General features: G+C 61.7%; 18 protein-coding genes and 1 rRNA gene. 11 read left to right on the forward strand and 8 right to left on the reverse strand.

The features are described 5' to 3' along the window. The first annotated feature begins 130 nt into the window (after positions 1-130). The 11 genes from rrf (at position 131) to QOS90_RS04055 (ending at position 13,459) form a co-directional block, all read left to right on the forward strand. Positions 131-246, forward strand: a 5S ribosomal RNA gene (gene rrf / locus QOS90_RS04005). Between the two features lie 290 nt (positions 247-536). Further along, on the forward strand, positions 537-2,180 hold the full coding sequence (locus tag QOS90_RS04010; protein ID WP_027594719.1) for an acetolactate synthase large subunit: 1,644 nt from the start codon (positions 537-539) through the stop codon (positions 2,178-2,180). Positions 2,181-2,377: 197 nt separating this feature from the next. Continuing rightward, on the forward strand, positions 2,378-4,312 hold the full coding sequence (locus QOS90_RS04015) for a flavin monoamine oxidase family protein (RefSeq protein WP_027594718.1): 1,935 nt from the start codon (positions 2,378-2,380) through the stop codon (positions 4,310-4,312). 148 nt (positions 4,313-4,460) lie between these two features. Beyond that, positions 4,461-5,357, forward strand: a complete 897-nt coding sequence (locus QOS90_RS04020; RefSeq protein ID WP_027594717.1) for a nitrilase family protein — start codon at positions 4,461-4,463, stop codon at positions 5,355-5,357. Between the two features lie 11 nt (positions 5,358-5,368). Next, entirely contained in the window at positions 5,369-6,520 is a 1,152-nt protein-coding gene (locus tag QOS90_RS04025; protein ID WP_027594716.1) for a hypothetical protein, read from the forward strand. After that, on the forward strand, positions 6,517-7,506 hold the full coding sequence (locus QOS90_RS04030) for an asparaginase (RefSeq protein ID WP_085272376.1): 990 nt from the start codon (positions 6,517-6,519) through the stop codon (positions 7,504-7,506). Before QOS90_RS04025 ends, QOS90_RS04030 begins: the two co-directional genes overlap by 4 nt. 90 nt (positions 7,507-7,596) lie before the next feature. Further along, entirely contained in the window at positions 7,597-8,148 is a 552-nt protein-coding gene (locus tag QOS90_RS04035; protein WP_027594714.1) for a UPF0149 family protein, read from the forward strand. A gap of 173 nt (positions 8,149-8,321) precedes the next feature. Continuing rightward, entirely contained in the window at positions 8,322-8,951 is a 630-nt protein-coding gene (locus QOS90_RS04040; RefSeq protein ID WP_085272377.1) for a glutathione S-transferase family protein, read from the forward strand. Between the two features lie 27 nt (positions 8,952-8,978). Continuing rightward, on the forward strand, positions 8,979-11,009 hold the full coding sequence (locus tag QOS90_RS04045) for a pyridoxamine 5'-phosphate oxidase family protein (RefSeq protein ID WP_085272378.1): 2,031 nt from the start codon (positions 8,979-8,981) through the stop codon (positions 11,007-11,009). A gap of 86 nt (positions 11,010-11,095) precedes the next feature. After that, positions 11,096-11,992: a LysR family transcriptional regulator gene (locus tag QOS90_RS04050; RefSeq protein WP_027594711.1), complete on the forward strand. Its 897-nt coding sequence runs from the start codon at positions 11,096-11,098 to the stop codon at positions 11,990-11,992. Positions 11,993-12,163: 171 nt separating this feature from the next. Next, on the forward strand, positions 12,164-13,459 hold the full coding sequence (locus QOS90_RS04055; RefSeq protein WP_033694215.1) for an MFS transporter: 1,296 nt from the start codon (positions 12,164-12,166) through the stop codon (positions 13,457-13,459). Positions 13,460-13,797: 338 nt separating this feature from the next. Here the strand turns inward: QOS90_RS04055 and QOS90_RS04060 are convergent, their stop codons facing one another. The 8 genes from QOS90_RS04060 to QOS90_RS04095 form a co-directional block, all read right to left on the reverse strand. Further along, positions 13,798-14,667, reverse strand: coding sequence for an aldose 1-epimerase (locus tag QOS90_RS04060; RefSeq protein ID WP_085272379.1), 870 nt, complete (start codon positions 14,665-14,667; stop codon positions 13,798-13,800). A 25-nt stretch (positions 14,668-14,692) separates the two neighbouring features. Next, positions 14,693-15,616: an EamA family transporter gene (locus tag QOS90_RS04065; RefSeq protein WP_085272380.1), complete on the reverse strand. Its 924-nt coding sequence runs from the start codon at positions 15,614-15,616 to the stop codon at positions 14,693-14,695. Between the two features lie 53 nt (positions 15,617-15,669). Next, entirely contained in the window at positions 15,670-16,950 is a 1,281-nt protein-coding gene (locus QOS90_RS04070; RefSeq protein WP_027594707.1) for a TRAP transporter large permease, read from the reverse strand. Next, positions 16,951-17,478 (reverse strand): TRAP transporter small permease, encoded by a 528-nt coding sequence (locus QOS90_RS04075; RefSeq protein WP_085272381.1) that lies wholly within the window; start codon positions 17,476-17,478, stop codon positions 16,951-16,953. It lies immediately after the preceding gene. 66 nt (positions 17,479-17,544) lie between these two features. After that, on the reverse strand, positions 17,545-18,516 hold the full coding sequence (locus QOS90_RS04080) for a TRAP transporter substrate-binding protein (protein WP_085272382.1): 972 nt from the start codon (positions 18,514-18,516) through the stop codon (positions 17,545-17,547). Positions 18,517-18,579: 63 nt separating this feature from the next. Further along, complete coding sequence (locus QOS90_RS04085; protein WP_085272383.1) at positions 18,580-19,458, reverse strand: glucurono-1,5-lactonase; 879 nt, start codon at positions 19,456-19,458, stop codon at positions 18,580-18,582. A gap of 25 nt (positions 19,459-19,483) precedes the next feature. Beyond that, on the reverse strand, positions 19,484-20,290 hold the full coding sequence (locus tag QOS90_RS04090; protein WP_085272384.1) for an NAD-dependent epimerase/dehydratase family protein: 807 nt from the start codon (positions 20,288-20,290) through the stop codon (positions 19,484-19,486). A 248-nt stretch (positions 20,291-20,538) separates the two neighbouring features. Then, positions 20,539-21,777, reverse strand: a complete 1,239-nt coding sequence (locus QOS90_RS04095; RefSeq protein ID WP_027594702.1) for an OprD family porin — start codon at positions 21,775-21,777, stop codon at positions 20,539-20,541. Positions 21,778-22,029: the final 252 nt, after the last annotated feature.

Genomic DNA, 22,029 nt, shown 5'->3' on the forward strand with positions numbered 1-22,029 from the left:
ATATAACACCCAAGCAATTTGCTAGCGCGAATTGCGGTGGTGAAGACGAAACAACCGAAAGTTCGTAACCACAAAATCGCATATCCGAATTCGCTGGGCTGTCCATATGGACATTCTGGCTACAGAATTTCTTGACGACCATAGAGCATTGGAACCACCTGATCCCATCCCGAACTCAGTAGTGAAACGATGCATCGCCGATGGTAGTGTGGGGTTTCCCCATGTGAGAGTAGGTCATCGTCAAGATTCATTTCGCAAAACCCCTATCTGCGCGAGCAGGTAGGGGTTTTGTCTTTCTGCTGTTTATAACCGCAGATCCGCTGTCTCCAGGCAAAGATGTTTTGTCCGTCCTGTACCTCTTCAAACGCGCTCAAGGGTGCGACAATTAATCCTGTTCGCGCACGTGACTTTGCCCTGCCTAACCTGCGTCAAGACTTAGGTTCGGGGCACCCTCGCGCCCGAATAGAGCGATGCCAGCGTGCCGTGCTGCGCATTTATGGACTTTCACCGTCCTATCACTTGAGGTAGAGAGCAAGATGGCTAAGGCCGCCGATGTCGTTGTGCAATGCCTGGAAAATGAAGGTGTCGAGTATGTGTTCGGCATCCCTGGTGAGGAAAACCTCGACCTGCTGGAATCCCTGCGCAAGTCGAAGATCAAACTGGTCCTGACCCGCCACGAACAATCTGCGGGCTTCATGGCCGCCACCTATGGCCGCCTGACCGGCAAGACCGGCGTCAGCCTGTCGACCCTCGGCCCTGGCGCGACCAACCTGGTCACCGCCAGTGCATACGCCTACCTCGGCGGTATGCCGATGATGATGATCACCGGCCAAAAGCCGATCAAGAAGTCCAAACAGGGCCGCTTCCAGATCATCGATGTGTGCGGCATGATGGCCCCCATCACCAAGTACACCCATCAGTTCGCCTCGGCCGACAACATTCCTTCGCGCATGCGTGAAGCGTTCCGTCTGGCTGAAGAAGAAAAACCAGGCGCCGTGCACCTGGAACTGCCGGAAGACATCGCTGCCGAGCAGACCGATGCCATGCCGATCCCGCGCAGCCTGCACCGCCGCCCGCTGGCCGAGCACGTGGCCATCGAAGCCGCCATCGAAAAACTGCGCACCGCTCGCAGCCCGATCCTGGTGATCGGTGCCGGCGCCAACCGCAAGATGACCGCCAAGGTCCTCAAGCAGCTGATCGACAAGACCGGCATTCCGTTTGTTACCACCCAGTTGGGCAAGGGTGTGGTCGACGAGCGCAGCCCGCGCTTCCTGGGCAACGCCGCGCTGTCGTCCGGTGACTTCGTCCACCGCGCAATCGAAGCGGCCGACCTGATCATCAACATCGGCCACGATGTGATCGAGAAGCCGCCGTTCTTCATGGTCCGTGGCGGCACCGAAGTCATCCACATCAGCTTCCGCTCCGCCGAAGTCGATGCCGTGTACTTCCCGCAGGTCGAAGTGATCGGCGACATCGCCAACGCCGTCTGGCAAATCGCTGAAGGCCTGGGCGACACTTCGCACTGGGACTTCACCCGCCTCATGGCCATCCGTGAAGCCAACGAAGCGCAAATCGCCGAAGGCGCCGACGACGACCGCTTCCCGGTCTACCCGCAGCGCCTGGTCGCTGACATCCGTCGCGTGCTGCCGTCTGAAGGTATCGTTGCCCTCGACAACGGCATCTACAAGATCTGGTTCGCCCGTAACTACAAGGCCCACAAGCCGAACACCGTGCTGCTCGACAACGCCCTGGCGACCATGGGCGCCGGCCTGCCGTCGGCGATGGCAGCGCACCTGGTGTACCCGGACCGCCCGGTAATCTCGGTATGTGGCGACGGCGGCTTCATGATGAACAGCCAAGAGCTGGAAACCGCAGTTCGTCTGGGCATGCACGTCACCGTGGTGATCTTGCGTGATGACGGCTACGGTATGATCCGCTGGAAGCAGGCCAACATGGGCTTCACCGATTTTGGCCTGGACTACGGCAACCCGGACTTCGTCAAATACGCCGAAGCCTACGGTGCCAATGGCCACCGCGTGGAAAGCGCCGAAGGCTTGCTGCCGCTGCTCGAGCATTGCATCAACACCCCTGGCGTACACGTGATCGACTGCCCGGTCGACTACAGCGAGAACGACCGCATCCTCAACAGCGAGCTGCGTGAGCGCGCGCTGGCGGTATAAGGCTTAACGGCCTATTCGCGGGGCAAGCCCGCTCCCACAAGTACTGCACAGTTCCTGAGGACTGTGCTTACCTTGGGAGTAGGCACGCCCCCGCGAATGCTTTGCGCCAGACACCAAGTGGTATTAAATAAACACCGCGCCTGTAACTCTACGATTCTCCATTCTCAGGTTCCCCAACCCTTGGCGAACACGAGAACATGACGATCGGATCGACTCACAACCACCCCGCACACTTGGCCGTTGAGCCGTCATCCCCAGCCCAGCCATGGGCTGCACGCTACCCCAATCCACCCGATCTCTGTTTTGATTACCGCCGGTTGCTCGAGCAAGCGGGAGGTATAGCCCGTGCTACTCAGCCGCATCACCGAATATGCATTATCGGTGCTGGTGTAACGGGGTTGACCGCCGCACGGGAGCTGTTGCGTTGCGGTTTTACCCATATCACCCTGATTGAGCAATCGAAGCGTGTGGGCGGGCGTCATTTGACTGTGGTGAACACGCTTGGGGATCACAAGCACCCCACCACCCCATTCGAAATGGGGGCTATGCGTATGCCGTTGTTCAATAGGACAGGAGAGCCACCCAAGGACGGTCGCTCGCTTATGGCCTATTACGCCAGTTTGTTCGAGCTGCGCCTGACTGACTTTCCCAATCCCGGTACGCCCTGGGTGAATGCCACCGGTATTTATCTGCGAGAGGGTCAGCTGGATGGGAAGGGGGATCCAACGCTGCTGATTTGGCTTAACCCGGAGGGAGACACACCACCTCCCACCCTCACGCTGCAGAATGTCTACAACAAATGGCGGCGCTTTGCGGAGCATTTCGCCGAGCGGGTCGCTGCTCATTATGGGACGGGGGGTTGGGAGGCGATGTGGTCGGCAATCGTCGAACGTTATCACCGCTTGTCTTTCCGGGACCTGGTGCAGTTGCCTGCCCTTGACGCCTGGAGCGCTGAAAACCCCGGAGACTTCGGCGGGTTGGGGATGAACAGCGATGAGTCGGCAATTTTCTATGCAATCGGCATTGGAGATGGCAGCTGGGGCGCATTCTATGACGTCTGCTGCTTGTACCCGCTGCGTACTGCGATCTTTGGCTTCAGCAGCCATTTGCAGTTGGTGCATGGGCGTGTTGATGAGGGCGGCATACCCTACGTCGCACCGTATTTGGGAGCGGGCCAGTTACCCGATAGCAAAGGGCTCATGTTTCAGGCGCCTGCCTATTTGGGCCTTGCGGCGATGGATGATTGTCTGCTGTTCATGGACGTTGGGATGCAAGGCACATCGCTCTATGATCACTTCATTCAACGAGACGACGGTCTGCTGACCGACAGTTCAGTCTGTGCATTGCACAAGCGGTCTGATGGGCGTGTCCGGGTGGAGTATCGCTGGCAGCACAGTGACCCGGCACATAGCCAGGTTTTGCACGAGGATTTCGACAGCGTAATCCTCACCACGCCTTCATGGCTGATTGAAACCCAGATACAGATCAATGGCTTCAATCGAGAGATTCTGCCGCAACGGATCATCGATGCCTGGAAGCATGCCCACTGGGAAACCAGTTGCAAGGTCTATGCACCACTCAAAAAAAGCTTTCTCGACCGCAAAGTGGCCATCCCTCAAATCCTCGTCACTGACAGCTTCGTGCACGATGTTTATGCCTACCGCTACAACGACAGCTACTCCGATGACTGCATTCTGCTCAGTTATACCTGGGAAGATGACGCCACTAAATTGGGGGCGATATCAGATCAGGCGTTGGGCAACAAATGCATCCAGGAACTCGACCGGATTCTGATGCGCTGTACCAATATGGGGGAAGCCATATCGCCTTACATCGATACTCGAAACATCCGCATACAGCGCTGGATGACAGATAGAAATGCTCTCGGCTGCGCAAAGCTGTACAGGGCAGGTACCTATTACGACGCAGTCAGCCTGATGAAATACAACCGCGACCTCAGCGCTGCCTCCGGACTCTATCTGGCGGGAGAGTCCTTCTCTGTTGACGCGGGTTGGACCGAGCCGTGCCTGCGCACTGCAATCGATACCGTGATCAACCTCTGCAATCGCACGAAAGCCACGTTCAATGGTGGCTTCACCTTGGATCATTACCCGCATTATCAAGTGCGGTAATCAGGGCGTCGGCAATCAATATGTAGGACCCTTCCCTCAAAAATTCTTCCTTTTCCTTACGATCTTGTGGGAGCGTCCTGACTGTCGCTCCCAGGCCCAACCCCGCTTTACTGGCGCCCTTCCACAACAAACATAAAAGGAAGCCGCCATGTCTGAACACTGCACCCCTGTCAGCCCCGTGCGCATTGCAGTCATCCAGTATGACCCTCAAGTGGGGGTCGAGCACGGTGATAGCAATGTGAGCAGGGGCCTGGCATTGGCCCGGCGCGCCGTGCGCGAAGGTGCCAACCTGATTGTCCTGCCAGAGCTTGCCAACTCCGGTTATACGTTCCACTCGCGGGCAGAAGCCTATGCCCATGCGCAGGCCCTGCACGACGGGCGCAGCGTCCAAGCCTGGGCGGACTTTGCGCGGGATCATCACATCTATCTGGCGGCGGGGTTCGCCGAACGGGATGGGATGAAGCTGTATGACAGCGCCGTACTTTTCGGCCCGGAAGGAATGCTTGGGCACTACCGCAAAGCGCACTTATGGAACCAGGAGAAGCTGTGGTTCACGCCCGGTAACCTCGGGTTCCCGGTGTTCGAAACCCCCATTGGGCGTATCGGCCTGCTGATCTGCTGGGATATCTGGTTCCCCGAAGTCCCCCGGCTGATGGCTGCACAAGGCGCCGACATCCTCTGCAGCCTCAACAACTGGGTGTGGACGCCGCCGCCGCTGTTCGATGAGGCCGGGCGCTGCATGGCTTCTTACCTGACCATGACCGCAGCGCACGTCAACAACGTCTATATCGCCGCTGCTAACCGAATTGGCAGCGAGCGTGGCGGTCGTTTTCTGGGCTGTTCGCTGATTGCCGGCACCAACGGCTGGCCGATCGGAGAAGTGGCAAGCGCGGAAGAGGAAAGCATCCTCTATGCCGATGTGGACCTCAGTGCGGCTCGGTCTGCGCCGATCTGGAACAGCCTCAATGATCTGCCGCGAGATCGGCGTACCGATCTTTATGACCACACCCTCGGTTATCGCCTGCATGCCCCGATGCCGCGCTGAGGAGGCAGAACATGAACGAGATAAGCATCCCGAACAGGCAAAGGCCACCGCTGGTGATATTGGCCTGCCTGACCGTATTGCTGATGGTTAGCCTGGTTTTCGGCCAATGGCCGGACTACGCACAGCTCACCGCCACCCTTGATCAACCCTTGAGCCGTTTGCGCTGGATAGTCGGCGACATCAGCGAAGTCGCTTTCTACAAGCACGAGTTGCCGGCTTTGGGCCTGCTGCTGGGGGCCTGTCTGGCGCATTGGGCCGGTCTTCGTGGCTACCGCTGGCAAGGCTTTGCCATTTGTTATGGCACTGGGCTGTGGCCGTGGGTGTTCACCAGCTCGCTGCTCGGCCTGTTGCTCAGCCACGTCTTGTGGGGGTGGACGCTGGCTGGGGGAGGGTGGCAACCGACCTTCGTCGCTTTCGTGTCGCTGCCGGCTGCCATGGTATTGCTGTTTGGCGGAGGCTGGCAGGTGACGATTACCGGGGCGCTACTCGGTGCGCTGCTGGTAACGCCTGCCAGCCTGCTCCTGGTCAATTACCTGTGCATTCCTTTGCAGCTGCCGGTGGTCATCGGCAACGTTGGCGGCATGGCCGTGGCGAGCGTAGTGGCTTTCCTGCTGTGCAAGCGTTTCCCGTCATGGGTGCACCAAGGCAAAAGGCCCGCGGGGTTGCAGCCCGTCACTCGTCAACCTGATTACGGTGTGGTCTGGACCTTTCGACGTGTGTTGGCTGACTTCAGTGAAGCGCCATTTTTCGGCAATGAGCTTGCCAGCCTCGGGTTGTTGCTGGGCCTGCTGTTGGCCTATGTGATTGCGCCTGCTGCACCGGCCTACGGTTCGCAACTGGTCGTGCAGATGGTGGCAGGCCAGGCGCTGGCGTCAATGGTGGGGGTGCTGGTGTGGCGTCGTCAATGGCAGGCGCGTGGCTGGTATCCCACTTACATTCCCATTGTGTCGATCGTTCCGGCTGCCGTGCTGATTCACGGTGGTGACTGGCAGGTTGTGGTAGCCAGCGCGGTGCTGGGTGCGCTGGTAGCGCCGCCATTGGCGGTGGCCATCAGTGGCCGGTTGCCAAGCTATATGCATGGCTACATCGGCAATGTCTTGTCCATGGCCTTCAGTACATTGGCGATCGTGCCGCTGGTGGGGCTGATAGGAGGTGCGGCATGACTGAGTCTTCACAGTTGCCTCGGCTGTCGATCGCCAGCCTGGGCGGCACCGTCAGCATGCAGGTCGATACGGTTGAAGGGGGGGTAACGCCAACGCTCGATTGTGAGAAGCAACTGTCCTTGCTGCCAGCGCTCAGGCAAATGGCGCACCTCGAAGTGGCGACGCTGGGCATGCTGCCCAGCGCCTCGCTCGGGTTTGTGACGCTGCTTGAAGTACTGGCGTGGGCGCGTGGTCAGGTAGCGCGCGGTGCGCAGGCCGTGATGCTCACCCAAGGGACCGATACGCTAGAGGAGACGGCTTACTTCTTCGACCTGCTCTGGCCATTCGATGCCCCCTTGGTGCTGACCGGTGCCATGCGTTCGGCCAGCCAACCGGGCTGTGACGGGCCGGCCAATCTACTGGCGGCCGCGCAAGTGGCGTTAGCCCAGGCCAGCAAGGGGCGTGGCGTGCTGGTTGTGATCAACGACCAGATCCACAGCGCCGCGAAGGTTCGTAAGGTCGCCAGCCTGGCGATGTCCGCTTTTGAGTCGACAGGCAGTGGCCCCGTGGGCGAAGTGGTCGAAGGTGTTGCGCGCTATCACCTCCAGCCTTCACCACGGGAGGTACTGCCACTGCCGCATCGTCTCGATCATCGCGTTGCCCTGTTGGAGGCCTGCCTGGATGCGGACACTGACTTGTTGCAGGCTTTGCCGGCGCTGGGTTACGAGGGGCTGGTGATTGCGGGGTTTGGTGCCGGGCACGTCTCGGGCGCCTGGTCCGAGATGCTGGGCCAGCTCACGCCTGGCTTGCCAGTGATCGTGGCTACCCGCACAGGCAGGGGGCCTACGGCGCTGGCGACCTATGGGTTTGTCGGCGGCGAGATCGACCTGCAGAAAAAAGGGCTGCACATGGCTGGGCAACTTTGCCCGCGCAAGTGCCGAGTCCTGCTCTGGCTGCTGATCGGCTCAGGCAGGCAGGCCCTGCTGCCCACGTGGTTGCCACGCTAGCGAAACTGCCCGCAGCCTCGTCGCTGCGGGCAGCCTTCTGGTGCGTGCTGTGCTAGGGTGCTTGCACTTTTGCTTTTCAGGACAACCCCCATGCTCCCCGCGCTCAGCGAAAAAGAACTCGACCGCCTCGAAGACCTGCTGATCACCTACGGCAACGATTATTCGGTACTCAACCTGGCCGAGCTCAATGGTTTTTTTACCGCCCTGGCCAGTTCCCCCATCACCGTCCACCCCGAACAATGGTTGCCAGCCGTTGCGGGTGGCAAAGTGCCGAAATTCAAGAAGCCCGCGCATGAAGAGGCGTACACGGCGTTGATGTTGCGTTACGCCAGCCAAGTGGCGGACGAACTGGGTGACAACATCGATCAGTTCGAACCGCTGTTCGAGGAAAATGAAACCGACGATGGCGCTGTGATCATCATGGAAGAGTGGTGCTTCGGCTATATGCGCGGTACCCAGGTCGCCAGCTGGGACGCGTTGCCGCCTGAGCAGGATCAACTGCTCAAGGCCATTTCCCTGCATGGGCTGGAGGACAACTTCGAGTTGCTCGATCAAATGCGTGAAGAGGACATTCAAGCCTGTGTGCCTCAGGTGATCGAGGCGGCACGCCAGTTGTTCAAGTTCCATAATCAGCGGCATTGAGCCGAAGATGCAGCCTGTGCACTGCACTGTAAAAGCGGCCTAGCGCCGCTTCTACAAGCATTATTCCGCCACGCGAAATTATGGTTTCCCCCCAGCACTGATTCTGCTGCCAGTCGAATCGGTCCAACATGGCCTCCACCAGCCCATTCCGGCGCTGACCAGGAGCCAAGCCCATGTCGACCAAGATCAAACTCTACAACTTCCCCAAGTCTGGCCACGCACACCGTATCGAGCTGATGCTCTCGTTGCTGAACCTGCCGACCGAGCTGGTTTTCGTCGACCTGGCCAAAGGTGAGCACAAGCAGCCTGCGTTCCTTGCCCTCAACCCGTTCGGGCAGGTGCCGGTCATCGACGACAACGGCACGGTCATCGCCGATTCCAACGCCATCCTGGTGTACCTGGCCAAGAAATACGACAACGGCACCTGGTTGCCCGAGGAGCCCGAAGCCGCAGCGCGCGTGCAGCGCTGGCTGTCGGTCGCCGCAGGCCCACTGGCCTTTGGCCCGGCTGCCGCTCGCCTGGTGACCGTGTTCGGCGCCGCGTTCAACACCGATGAAGTCATCGGCCGTGCCCACACCCTGCTCAAGGTGATCGACGCCGAACTGGCCAAGGCCCCCTTCCTGACAGGCAGTGAGCCCACCATCGCCGACGTTGCCAACTACTCCTACATCGCCCACGCACCAGAGGGCAATGTCTCGCTGGAGCCGTACGCCAACGTGCGCAGCTGGCTGGCACGGATCGAGGCGCTGCCAGGTTTCGTGCCGATGCCGCGTACCGCCACGGGCCTGCAAGCCGGCGATTGAGCTCAACCCCCTTCGAGGAATGCCACCATGCACCAGCTTCCAGGCCATCGCGCGTCACCTTGGCACAGCGGTGAGAAGATCCTGCAGGAAAAGGTCGGTGTGTCGGAGCGCATGGAGGTGTTCGGGCAGAAGGTCATTCGCGACTTCATGCCAGACCAGCATCGCGCGTTCTATCAGCAGTTGCCGTTCATGGTGGCGGGCAGTGTGGATGCCCACGGCAGGCCGTGGGCGACCTTCCTCGAAGGCCCGCAAGGCTTCGTCAGCTCGCCCGACCCACGCCAGTTGCTGATCAACGTGGACCTGAAAGCGGATGACCCCGCCACACCAGGGCTGGCGAGCGGGCAGGCAATTGGGCTGCTGGGCATCGAGTTACATACGCGCCGGCGCAACCGAATCAACGGCCTGATCGGCCAGGCACGTAACGGGCAACTGGAAGTGACGGTAGAGCAGTCGTTCGGCAACTGCCCTCAGTACATCCAGCTGCGCGAGTACACGCGTAGCGATGAGCTGGCAAAAGGGCGCGTCGATGCCACTGCACTGGATGCCCGCGCGGTTGCCATGATCGAAGCGGCCGATACCTTTTTTGTTGCAAGCTACGTCGCGCAAGACGATGGCCCGCGTTCGGTCGATGTGTCCCACCGCGGCGGTCGGCCTGGGTTCGTCAAGGTCGAGGGCAACCGCCTGACCATTCCCGATTACGCCGGCAATTTGCATTTCAACACGCTGGGCAACCTGTTGGTGAACCCGGTGGCAGGGCTGCTGTTCATCGACTTCGCCACCGGCAATGTACTGCAGCTTTGCGGGCATGCCGAAGTGGTACTGGAGAGCCCTGCCATCAATGCGTTCGAGGGCGCCGAGCGGCTGTGGACGCTGGACGTCGAGCACGTGGTATGGCGCCCGGCAGCCGTGTCGCTGCGCTGGGCCTTTAAAGAATACGCACCGACCAGCTTGATGACCGGCACCTGGGCCGAGGCCGGCGAACGCCTGCAACAGCGTGAACGTCAGCGTCAATGGCAGGCGTGGCGGGTGGTGCGCCTAGAGCAGGAGAGCCGTGATATTCGCTCGTTCTACCTGGCGGCAGATGCACCCGTGCAGTTTGCGCCAGGGCAGCATATTCCTGTGCGTATCGCGCTGGGCAGCGATGCCCCGCTGATTCGTACCTACAGCGTTTCCAGCGCCCCGTCGGACGGTTACCTGCGCATCAGCGTCAAGGCCCAGGGCCCGGTATCGCGCTATCTGCATGAGCGCATTGCCGTGGGGGACCTGCTCGATGTGCGCCTGCCCATGGGCAGTTTTACCCTGGATGAGCAAAGCGCACGGCCGATTGTACTGATTGGCGCGGGCGTGGGTATCACGCCATTGATCGCCATGCTACGAGCACAATTGGCCCGGCGTCAGGCGCGGCCTATTCACCTGTTTCACGGTGCGCGAAGCCTGGCGGACTTGCCCTTCCAGCAAGAACTGGCGGCGCTGCGCCAGCAAGCGAGCGAATGGTTGCGTGTGCACCGTTGCCTGAGCCAGCCTGAGGCCGAGGCGGTCAGGGGGCGCGACTACGAGCATGCTGGCCGGCTGGGCATTGAGCAGGTGAAAGCCCAGCTGGCGCTGGATGACTACGATTTCTATGTGTGTGGCCCAGCGAGTTTTACCCAGGACCTGTACGAAGGGCTGCGTGCCGTGCATGTACCCGACGCACGCATCCATGCCGAAGCCTTTGGGCCATCGACGCTCAGGCGGCACACCGATGACGACCAGCCGGTGCTGCAGCAACCTCCGGCTGCCAGCGAACCGGTGCCGGTGTACTTCGCCAGCTCGGCCAAGGAGGCACGCTGGGCGCCGGGCAGCGGTACCTTGCTGGAACTTGCCGAGGCGCGTGGGTTGTCGCCGGATTTCAGCTGCCGGGGTGGTTCATGCGGCACCTGCAAGACCAAGGTGGTGAGTGGGCAGGTGCATTACCCGAACCCGCCTGCCGAGATGCCGGAAAGCGGTACGGCGCTGATCTGCTGTGCCGTGCCGGCTAAAGTGGAGGAGGGCGCGCAGGCCTTGGTGCTGGAACTGTAGTGCTGACTGTTGTGGCCTGCGCACAGGGCAGCGAAAAAACCGCAGATAATCGATAATCCACACCCCCCGACATTCCAGGAGCCGGCATGGATCAGATTCACCTGATGAAGGTGTTCGTAGCAGTCGGCGAGCTGGAAAGCTTCGCCGCTGCCGCCCGCCGGCTGGACATCTCGCCCGCCGCAGTGACCCGTGCCGTCAGTGCCCTGGAAGACCAGTTGGGGGTCAAACTGCTGCTGCGCACCACCCGCAGCGTGCGCCTGACCGAAGCGGGTGGCCGCTACCTGGAAGACACCCGGCATATTCTCGCCAGCATCCACGAGGCCAATGAAGCCGCGGCCGGTATCAACGCCACGCCCAAGGGGGACTTGGCCGTTACCGCGCCGATCCTGTTCGGCAAGAAGTTCGTCATGCCGTGCATCGTTCGTTACCTGCAGCAATACCCCGAGGTCGACGTGTCTGCGTACTTCCTCGACCGGGTGGTGAACATGGTCGAGGAGGGCATGGACGTGGCTGTGCGCATCGGCCCGCTGCCAGACTCCGGCCTGAAGGCGCTGCGGGTGGGCAGGGTGCGGCGCATGCTCTGCGCCTCGCCGGACTACCTGGCGCGCCACGGCGTGCCGCAACACCCATCGGACTTGCCAGGCCATGCGGTGATCGGCACCACCAACTTGTCGCCCCGGGCCGGTTGGCGCTTCGGCGTGACGGATGAGCCGACCCTGGTCCGCATGAAGCCGCGACTGACGGTGACCAGCAATGATGGGGCGATTGCTGCAGCCAGTGGCGGGCTGGGGATCGCACGGTTGCTGTCATACCAAGTGGCAGACGAGATAGCGAACGGGCAGTTGCAGGTCATTCTGGCCGAGTACGAAGAAGCCCCCTGGCCGATCCATGTGCTGCACCGGGAGAGCAAGTACGGGTCCGCCAAAGTCAGGACCTTCATCGACATGCTAGCCCATGCGCTTCGAGCCCAAGGGCTGGATTGAGGTCGTACAACCCCCTGCAATAGCACCCCTGAAGATACACATCCGTTAACAATTTATGTTGTACGACGACCTACGACATGGCAATCTTGCGCCTGAAACAAATTGTCTCAATTAACGCTGCCAGCGTTGAGGCACTCACCCGCACCTCTAAAAATAAGATTCAGGTGACCCATGAAGATCAAAGGCATCCGTTGGTGGATGGTCAGCCTCGTCACGGCTGGGCTCGTCGTCAACTACCTCGCCCGCAATACCCTCTCGGTGGCTGCCCCCACCTTGATGACCGACCTCTCCATCACGACCGAGCAATACGCCAAGATCGTCGCCGCCTGGCAGGTGTGCTACGCCCTTATGCAGCCGATCGCCGGCTGGTTTATCGACTTCATCGGGACCAAGCTCGGTTTTGCCGTGTTCGCCATGGCCTGGTCGGTTGCTTGTGCTGGCGCAGCTTTGGCCACGGGCTGGCAAAGCATGGCCTTCATGCGCGGGCTGTTGGGCATGACCGAAGCAGCTGGCTTGCCTGCCGGGGTCAAGGCCACCACTGAGTGGTTCCCGGCCAAAGAGCGGTCGGTGGCGATCGGCTGGTTCAACATCGGCTCCTCGCTGGGTGCGTTGCTGGCGCCGCCTCTGGTAGTGTGGGCGATCCTGCACAGCGGCTGGCAACTGGCCTTTGTGATGGTCGGGGTGTCCGGCATCGTCTGGACGGTTTTGTGGATGCTGTTCTACAAACACCCTCGCGATCAGAAGCGTTTGAGCAGCGAAGAGCGTGACTACATCCTGTCTGGCCAGGAAGCGCACTTCAAGGAAGAGAAGCGCGAGAAGGGCGCCTGGAAACGCATCTTCAAGACTCGAAACTTCTACGCCATCGCCTCCGCGCGCATCCTCTCGGAGCCGGCCTGGCAAACCTTCAATGCCTGGATCCCGCTGTACCTGATGACCGAGCGGCACATGAACATCAAGGAAGTGGCGATGTTCGCCTGGCTGCCGTTTCTGGCGGCCGACATCGGCTGTGTGCTCGGTGGTTACCTGAGCCCGCTGTTCCACCGTCACTTGAAGGTGTCGTTGTTCACCTCGCGCAAGATGGTGCTGGTGTTCGGTGCCAGCTGCATGATCGGCCCAGCGTGCATTGGCTTGGTTGAAAGCCCATATACCGCGATTTTGCTGCTGTGCATGGGTGGCTTTGCGCACCAGACGCTGTCGGGGGCGCTGTATTCGATTACGTCGGACTCGTTCAGCAAGGACCAGGTGGCCACCGCGACAGGTATGGGCGGGATGTGCGGGTACTTGGGCGCGGCGGTTTTTACCCTGGTGTTCGGCATCCTGGTGACGCAGATCGGCTACAGCCCGCTGTTCGTGGTGCTGGCAGCGTTCGACATCGTTGCGGCGGTGCTGGTGTGGAAGGTTGCGCGTGAGGTACGGGGTGAGCCGGTCGCGCGGCAGGGCGTGGCCACCGGCGAAGTGCTGGTTTAAAGCTTGAGATCGCGGGGCTGCTCTGCAGCCCATCGCCGGCAAGCCAGCTCCCACCCGAACTGTGTAGCCTCCAAGGCAAGCGCCGCACCTGTGGGAGCTGGCTTGCCAGCGATGAGGCCGGAACAAGCACCACAAGACAGTTGCTCCCACCCGAACGGTGTAGCCTCCAAGGCAAGCGCCGCACCTGTGGCAGCTGGCCACACAGCGATGAGGCCGGAACAAGCACCACAAGACAGTTGCTCCCACCCGAACGGTGTAGCCTCCAAGGCTAGCGCCGCACCTGTGGGAGCTGGCTTGCCAGCGATGGGGCGCAAAGCGACCCCTATACAGGCAACCCCCTACAGCGCCCGATACTGCATCTTGAACCCCAAGCTCATCGCCTCACCCAGCTGCAACAACCGCAACCCTGGCCGCCCAGGCAGGTGATGCGCGTTGATCGGGTGGCTGACCGGCTCGAAGCAGAAAAACGCCTTGCCCGGTGGGCAGAACAACAGAAAGTGCTCACACCCACTGGCCGTGCATTCCAGGGCATAGCCTGCGCTGGGCTGTGCGATCACGCAGCTGCCAGGCCAACCACCGAACGCATGATCGACCACCCTGGTCGGCAACCCGCCCGGGGTGTCGAAGCACCAGTCATCAGGCAGCTCAGCCGGGTACGACGGCAGCCGCCCCTCTTCTGCCAGCCACACATGCTGCGCCATAGCGCTTAGCTGGGTGTCCGGATAGCGCGGGAAATAAGGATGCAGCCCCAGCCCATACCAGGTGGCCGTTTCATCCAGGTGGGTCACATGCAAGTCGAGGTTCAGGCAGCCGTCGAGCAGGTGCACATCCAGCGTCGCCCGGTAGGCAAAGGGCAACTGGCTGTCGAGCGTTAGCCGGGCACGGCGTTCACTGTGGTGGTCCACCTGCCAGGCCTGCTGCCAGGCGGTGCCATGAATCGGGTAGGGGTCGTGTGCGGTGTTGGGCGCCAACGCCAGCCAACCCTCGGGGCGCTCGAAACCCCCTTGGGCAATCCGGTTGGACCAAGGCGCCAGTGGGTAGCACGCCAGTTGCCGCGGCGTGCCGCTGGCCAGCGCGTCTTGGTCAGAGTGGCGCAGCAGCGCCTGCCCGGTCGCTTTCACTTCCCAGTTGATCAGGCTGGCGCCCAGGTCCGGCGCCAGGCTCAGGCGGGTCAGGTGGTCTTGCAGGTGCAGTTCGGTGACAGCCATCAGCGGCTCCTTTGAGAATGTTTGCTCAGCTCGCCCGGCGATAGGTCAGCAGCACGATGCCGCACACCACCACGGCACCGCCGATCAGTTGCCAGGTACTCAGGCGCTGATCCAGCAACGCCCAGCCCAGCAGCAAGGTGGCGATCGGTTCGATGTTCATCACCGGCGCGTTCTGCGCCATGTTCAGCCGGGGCACACAGACAAACAGCAGGGTGAAGGCCACGCCATACAGCACCACCAGGCTGGCCAAGGCCGCCCACCCGCCGCTGCTGGCGGGCAGCGACAGCCCGGAAGGCATCACGCCGCTTGCGCCTGCCACCAGCATGCTGGAGAACACGATCAGCAAGGTCAGCAGGCTGCGTACCGGGCCGCGCACGGCGGCCAGTTTGTGATCGGTGATCCACAGCGCGCAGGCGAAGGCGCACGCGGCGCAGAAGGCCAGGCTTACCCCCAGGGCCCAGTGCGGGTTGGCGTCGGCGCTGTCGGCCAGCCGTGCCGGCACATCCAGCGCCAGCACCAGGCCGCAGAGGATCAGGCCCATGAACAGCACGGTGCGGCCAGTCGGGCGTGCACCGCCCAACGCCCACGTGAGCAGCGCCAGCAACATCGGGAAGGTATTGCCCACCAGTAGCGCGAGTGCCACCGGGATGCGCGCCACCGCCGAATACAGGCACAGGCTCTGTGTGGCGATCAGCAGGCCAAGCAGTAATTGCCAGCGCCGTGTGCCGGTCGGCAGGCCCACGGCCTGGCGTTGCCACAGCAGCAGGCAGGCCAGGACCAGAAAGGTGATGCCGGAGCGGCAGAGGATCGCCAGCAGCACCCCGGTGCCATCATCGAAGGCGATGCGTGCGGCAACGTGGTTGGCAGCGAACGAGCAGGCCAGCAGCGCCAGTAGCGCCAGTGCCAGCTTGCGAGGAAAGAGGGGAGTGGCAGAGGAGGGAACAGCCATGTGCAGGATCCATTTGCAAAAGAGGATGGGGCCGCAAGCGGCCCCATTTGGCTTTACAGCACCACGCTGGGCAGCCAGAGCGAGATGGCAGGGATGTAGGTCACGGCCATCAATACCAGGAACAACGCCAGGTAGAAGGGCAGCAGCGCCTTCACCGTCGACTCGATGCTCACCTTGCCGACGGCCGAACCGACGAACAGCACCGCGCCCACCGGCGGTGTGATCAGGCCGATACCCAGGTTCACCAACATGATCATGCCGAAGTGCACCGGGTCTACGCCGATGCCCGTGATCACCGGCAGCAGGATCGGCGTCAGGATCAGGATCAGCGGCGCCATGTCCATCACCGTGCCCAACAGCAGCAGCATGAAGTTGATACACATGAGGATCACGTAGCGATTATCCGACAGGGTCAGGAACGCCGTGGTGATCTTCGAGGGGATCTGCATCAGCGTCATCACGTAGCCAAAGCTTGCGGCAAAGCCGATCAGGATCATCACGATCGAGATGGTGCGTACCGTGCGGTGCATCAGCTTGGGCAGGTCACGCCACTTGTAGTCGCGGTAGATGAACATGGTCACGAAGAACGACCAGACCACGGCCACGGCGGCCGACTCGGTCGCGGTGAATACGCCCGACAGGATACCGCCGAGGATGATGACCATCGCCATCAGCCCCCACAGCGCCTCGCCCGCGATTTTCAGCGCTTGGCGCAGCGGGATCACTTCGCCTTTGGGGTAGTTGCGCTTTTTCGCGAAGATCAGGCACAGGCCCATCATCACCGCGCTCAGCAACAGCCCAGGCATCACCCCGGCCATGAACAGCGAGGCAATCGACACCGTGCCCCCCGCAGCCAGCGAGTAAAGCACCGAGTTGTGGCTGGGCGGGGTCAGCAGCGCTTGTACCGAGCCACTGACGGTCACGGCGGTGGAGAATTCACGCGGGTAGCCTTTGCGCTCCATCTCCGGGATCAGCACCGAGCCCACCGACGCGGTGTCGGCCACCGACGAGCCGGAAATCGCGCCAAAGAACGTCGAGGCCATGATGTTGACCAGCGACAACCCGCCCCGCACGAAGCCCACCAGTACCCCGGCGAACGCCACCAGCCGCCTGGACATGCCGCCCTCGGCCATGATCGCGCCAGCCAGTACGAAAAACGGAATCGCCAGCAGCGAAAACTTGTTAACCCCACTGGCCACCTGGATCATCATCGCCTGCAGCGGGATATCGATCCACCAAGCGCCGATCAGCGCAGACAGGCCCAAGGCGTAAGCCACCGGCATGCCGATCAGGATCAACGCGATGAAACTGCCCAACAGAATGAACGCATCCATTTACGCAGCTCCTTCGCTTTCTTCAGCCAGGTCGAAACGCACCACCTTGCGGTTGCTTTGGTCGCCCAGCAGGAGTTTTTCCACGACAAAGATCAGCGTCAGCACGCCCCCCACCGGGATCGGCGCGTAAGTCATGCCCACGCGTATGCCTGGCAGCGAGGCCAGCGACTGGTTCCAGGTGGTGATGCACAGCTTGGTGCCGTAATAGGTCATGAACACGCACACCACGATCATCAGCAGTTGCACCAGCAGTGAAGCCAGCTGGCGCTGCAGGGCGGGCAGGCGGTCGGTGATCATCGCCACCGCCATGTGCGCGCCCGCCCGGTAGCTGGCGGCGGCGCCGACGAAAGTGAACACCACCATCAGCAGGATCGCGACCGGCTCAGGCCAGCTGGAACCGGTGCCCAGCACGTAGCGGGCGAAGATGCCCCACGGAATGATCAGCGTCATGGCCAGGATCGACAGGCCCGCAATCCAGATGCAGCCGCGGTACAGCGTGTCGTTCACGCTCAGGAAAAGCGATTTCATAGGCATCACCAAAGCGACAGGGCGGCGGCCGCCGCACTGTCGAGGTCGTCTTGGAAGGGGCCGGTATTACTGGACGGCGTCGATACGCTTCATCAGGTCCGCGTACGGTGCACCGTACTTCTCGCGGACCGATGCAGTGGCGTCGAAGAACGGCTTTTTGTCGACGGTGATGAACTCGACACCGGCCGCCTTCAGCTTCTCTTCGCTGGCCGCAGATTTGGCGTCCCACAGCGCACGCTCTTCCATCTGCGCTTCACGCGCGACCTTCTTCACCAGTGCCTGTTGGTCTGCGGTGAGCTTGTTCCAGGTGGTCTTGGACATCACCACCGGTTCCGGCAGGATCAGGTGGCCAGTGAGGGTGTAGTACTTGGCGCTCTGGAAGTGGTTGTGCTCGAGCAGCGTCGGCGGGTTGTTCTCGGCGCCGTCGATCACGCCGGTCTGCAGGGCGCTGAAGATTTCGCCAGTGTCCATGGCAATGCCGTTGCCGCCCATGGCGTTCATCATGTCGATGAACAGTGGGTTGCCCTGCACGCGGATCTTCATGCCCTTGAGGTCTTCAAGGCTGCGCACCGGTTTTTTCGTGTAGATGCTGCGCGAGCCGCCATCCATCCAGGCCAGGGCCACCAAGTTGAATTCGGAGTTGGTGATCTTGTCGAGGATCTCCTGGCCGATGTCGCCGTCGATGATCTTGCGCATGTGTTCATGGTCACGGAACACGAACGGCATGTTGAACACGTTCACGTCCGGCACCACCGGGCCGACGATCCCCAGGCTGACGCGGGTCATTTGCACGGCACCAATCTGTGCCTGCTCGATCACTTCCTTCTCGGAGCCGAGCACCCCACCGGGGAACATCTTGAAGGTGATCTCGCCATTGCTGGCGGCTTCGAGCTTTTTGCCCATGTTCTGTTCGGCGACCACGGTCGGGTAGCCGGCCGGGTGAATCTCGGCGAACTTGATGTCCAGCGCGGAGGCCGGCATCGACAGGCTGAAGGCGAAGGGGAGTACGGCAAGGAGCAGCTTGCGTTTGAAGGTCATGGTGAAACTCCGTGGTTTTTATTATCCGGTTTCGTGTGTGCAAGTGTGTGGCAGAGCGGGTGTTCAGCCCCGGTAGGCAGGCTCCTCCAGGCCTTTGACGCCGAGTTCGAAGGCAAATACCCCACCGGCCAGCGGCTGGTCGGCGAGGTCAATGCCCGCAGGGCGGATCGACGTGACGAACAGGGTGTCCAGGTTGGCGCCACCAAAGGCGCACATGGCCGGTTTTTTCACCGGTACATTGAGCGAGCGGTCCAGGCGGCCATCGGGGGTGAAGCGGTGGATCTGGCCGGCGTCGTTGCCGCAGATCCAGTAGCAGCCGTCCTGGTCGATGGCGGCGCCGTCGGGGCGGCCAGGGTAGGCATGCATGTCGACGAACAACCGCTTGTTGTGGGGCGTACCGCTGTCGATGTCGTAGTCGAATACCCAGATTTTCTGCACGTTGGGGTGCGAGTCCGACAGGTACATGCGCGTGCCGTCGGGGCTGAAGGCCAGGCCATTGGGCACGATCATGCCGTCCTGCTGCAGGTGCAGGTGCCCTTCGCCGTCATGCCGGTACAGCGCCCCGACATGGGCGCCCTGCGGCATGTCCATCAACATGGTGCCGGCCCAGAAGCGGCCCTGGCGGTCGCAGCGCCCATCGTTGAAGCGCATGCCGCCTTGGGCATGTTCGACGGTGCTGAGCAGGCGGCTGTCGAGGCTGCCGTCGGCCTTGGGTTCGAGGTGGAAGATGCCGCTTTCCATCCCCGCGACCCACCCGTGTTCGGTGCGGGCGATGCAGGCGAGCATTTCGTCACCTTGCCACGCCTGCTGGGCCCCATCGGGCTGCCAGCGGTGCAGTGTGCGGGCAGGGATGTCGACCCAGTACAGGGCCTGTTCGGTAGGGTGCCACACAGGGCTTTCGCCGGTACCGTTGCGGGCGTCGACGATCAGTTCGCAGTTCATGGCCGTGCCTCCTGGCGCGTGGGGGTCAGTTGAACGGTCCGGCCACGGCGAAAGCGCCGCCTTGATAGACCATGCTCGGGTCATCGGCGGCGGGCGCCGGTTGGGCCTCGACGGCCTCGCGGAAGACCTCGGAGGTGTCTTTAGGCGCATAGCCCAGGTGCGCGGCATGGCGGTTGTCCCACCACACGGTGCGGTTGTCGGAGGCGCCATAGACGATGGTGTGGCCGACGTTGGGCGTGAACAGCCCGCGCTCGATCAGCTGGACCAGGTCGTCGTAGCTCAGCCAGGTGCAGAGCATCCGCGGGTTCTGCGGTTGCGGGAACGACGAGCCGATACGAATGCTCACGGTCTCGATGCCATAGCGATCGAAGTAGAAGCTGGCGACATCTTCGCCATAGCATTTGGACAGGCCGTAGTAGCTGTCGGGGCGACGCGGGGAGTGGGCGTCGATGCGCTCGTCCTGGCGGTAGAAGCCGATGGTGTGGTTGGAGCTGGCGAAGATGATGCGCTTGACGCCATGCTTGCGCGCCGCCTCGTAGACGTGGAACACGCCGCAGATGTTGGGGCCGAGGATGTCTTCGAAGGAATGCTCGGTGGACACGCCACCGAAGTGGATGATGGCGTCTACGCCTTCGACCAGGGCGTGGACCGCTGCCTTGTCGGCGAGGTCGCAAGCCACCACCTCTTCATGCGGGCCCGCGGCAGGTGCCATCGGGCTGATGTCGGAAAGGCGCAGGACCTCGGCGTAGCCTTGCAGGCGTTCGCGAAGGACCTTGCCCAGGCCGCCTGCGGCTCCGGTGAGCAGCAGGCGATTGAGGGGAGTTGGGGTCATGGCCGGCTCGTTGTTAGTTGTTGTAGGTTGTCGTATGACTATGTGAATTATTGGCAGTGGGGTTGGCTGTTGTCAATGAGCCGTGTGTGGGTTTTACCGGCTTACGCAATCCATTGTAGGAGCGGCCTTGTGTCGCGAAAGGGCTGCGCAGCGGCCCCAAACCTGCGCAGCCCTTACCATTACTGGGGCCGCTGCGCGCCCCTTTCGCGACACAAGGCCGCTCCTACACGGAGCGCGCTAGCCTCTTGTTACAACAGCGACAACGGATAGTTGAAGATCAACCGGTTCTCATCAAACTCGTTGTTGCTGTAATCCCGGCGAATGCTCGAGTTCCGCCACTTCACACTCAAATCCTTGAACGCCCCGCTCTGGATCACATACGCAAGCTCCGTTTCCCGCACCCACTCCTTGCCATCGGTAACCGCACCGGTGTGCACATCCTGCCCGCTGATATAGCGGTTCATCAGCGTCAAACCCGGCACCCCGACGGTGACGAAGTTGAAGTCATGCCGCACCTGCCACGAGCGTTCGTTGGCATTGTCGAAACTGGAGTTGTAGCTATCGTTGGCCAGCGTCCCGCCGCTGGTGCCATTGACCCGCATCCAGGTATCGCCATCGACTTTTTGCAGCCCAACCCAGAAGGTGTTGCCGCCATACTTGGCCGAGAACATCCCCGAGTAGGTCTTGTTGTCCAGCTGCCCGGCACGCTCGGAGCCGTCTTCATCGCCATGGAAGTAGCCCAGGTTGGCGCCCAGGGTCCAGTCACCCACTGGCTGGCTGTGGCTCAGTTGCAGGTATTGCTGCTGGTAGACGTCCTTGAGCACCGCATTCCACAGCCCGACCAGCGTGCGGTCCTGGTTGAACTTGTATTCGCCGCCGACGAAGTTGAAGCGGTCGGAAAGCGCCCCGCCATAGCTCATGTCTTCCATGCTCGCGTCATTGCGAGGGCTGTTGCCACGGAACTGCCCGCCATACAGCGTCAGCCCGGCGATCTCGTTGGAGGTGACCTGCCCCCCGCGGAACGTCTGCGGCAGCGAACGGCCGTCGTCGGAACGCAGGATCGGCAGCACCGGCATCCATTCGCCGATCTTAAGCTCGGTCTTCGAGATCCGCGCCTTGCCCGCCACCGCCAGGCGCCCAAAGTCATCGGCTGGGCGCCCATCGTCGTGGCGCGGCAACAGCCCGGTGCCGTAGGTGCCGCCACCGCCATCAAGCTTCACCGACCACATGCCCAGCACATCCACACCGAACCCCACCGGCCCCTCGGTAAAGCCCGAGCGGGCATCGAGGATGAAGCTCTGCGTCCATTCCTCGGCCTTGCTTTGCGGGTTGCTGGGGTTGGTGAAGTTGCGGTTGATGTAGAAGTTGCGCAGGCCGAGCGTGGCCTTGGCATCCTCGACAAAGCCCGCTGCCAGCGTGGTACCCGGCAGGCTGCCGAGCATGCCGACGCCGAGCAGGGCAAAGGGAAGGGTTTGGCAGATTCTCATTATTGTTGTGCTCCACAAAAGGGTGTGGCGGCCCGTCCACCGTGCACGCGCAAGCGGCCAGCGGTAGGGGCGGGTAGGTAACGGGCCGGTCACGGCCAGGGAGGGTGAAACGGGCTTACGGCCCTAGGTGGCCGCAGGTGACGAAATCGGGAAAGGTGCAACGCGGGGGTATAACGCGATTGAAGTCGACATGGCGATCGTCCACGGATTGTTGTTTTTGTTATGCGTTGTCGTACAACTGTGGCGATTTTT

Source organism: Pseudomonas sp. LAIL14HWK12:I10, assembly GCF_900184205.1.
GTDB classification, from domain to species: domain Bacteria; phylum Pseudomonadota; class Gammaproteobacteria; order Pseudomonadales; family Pseudomonadaceae; genus Aquipseudomonas; species Aquipseudomonas kermanshahensis.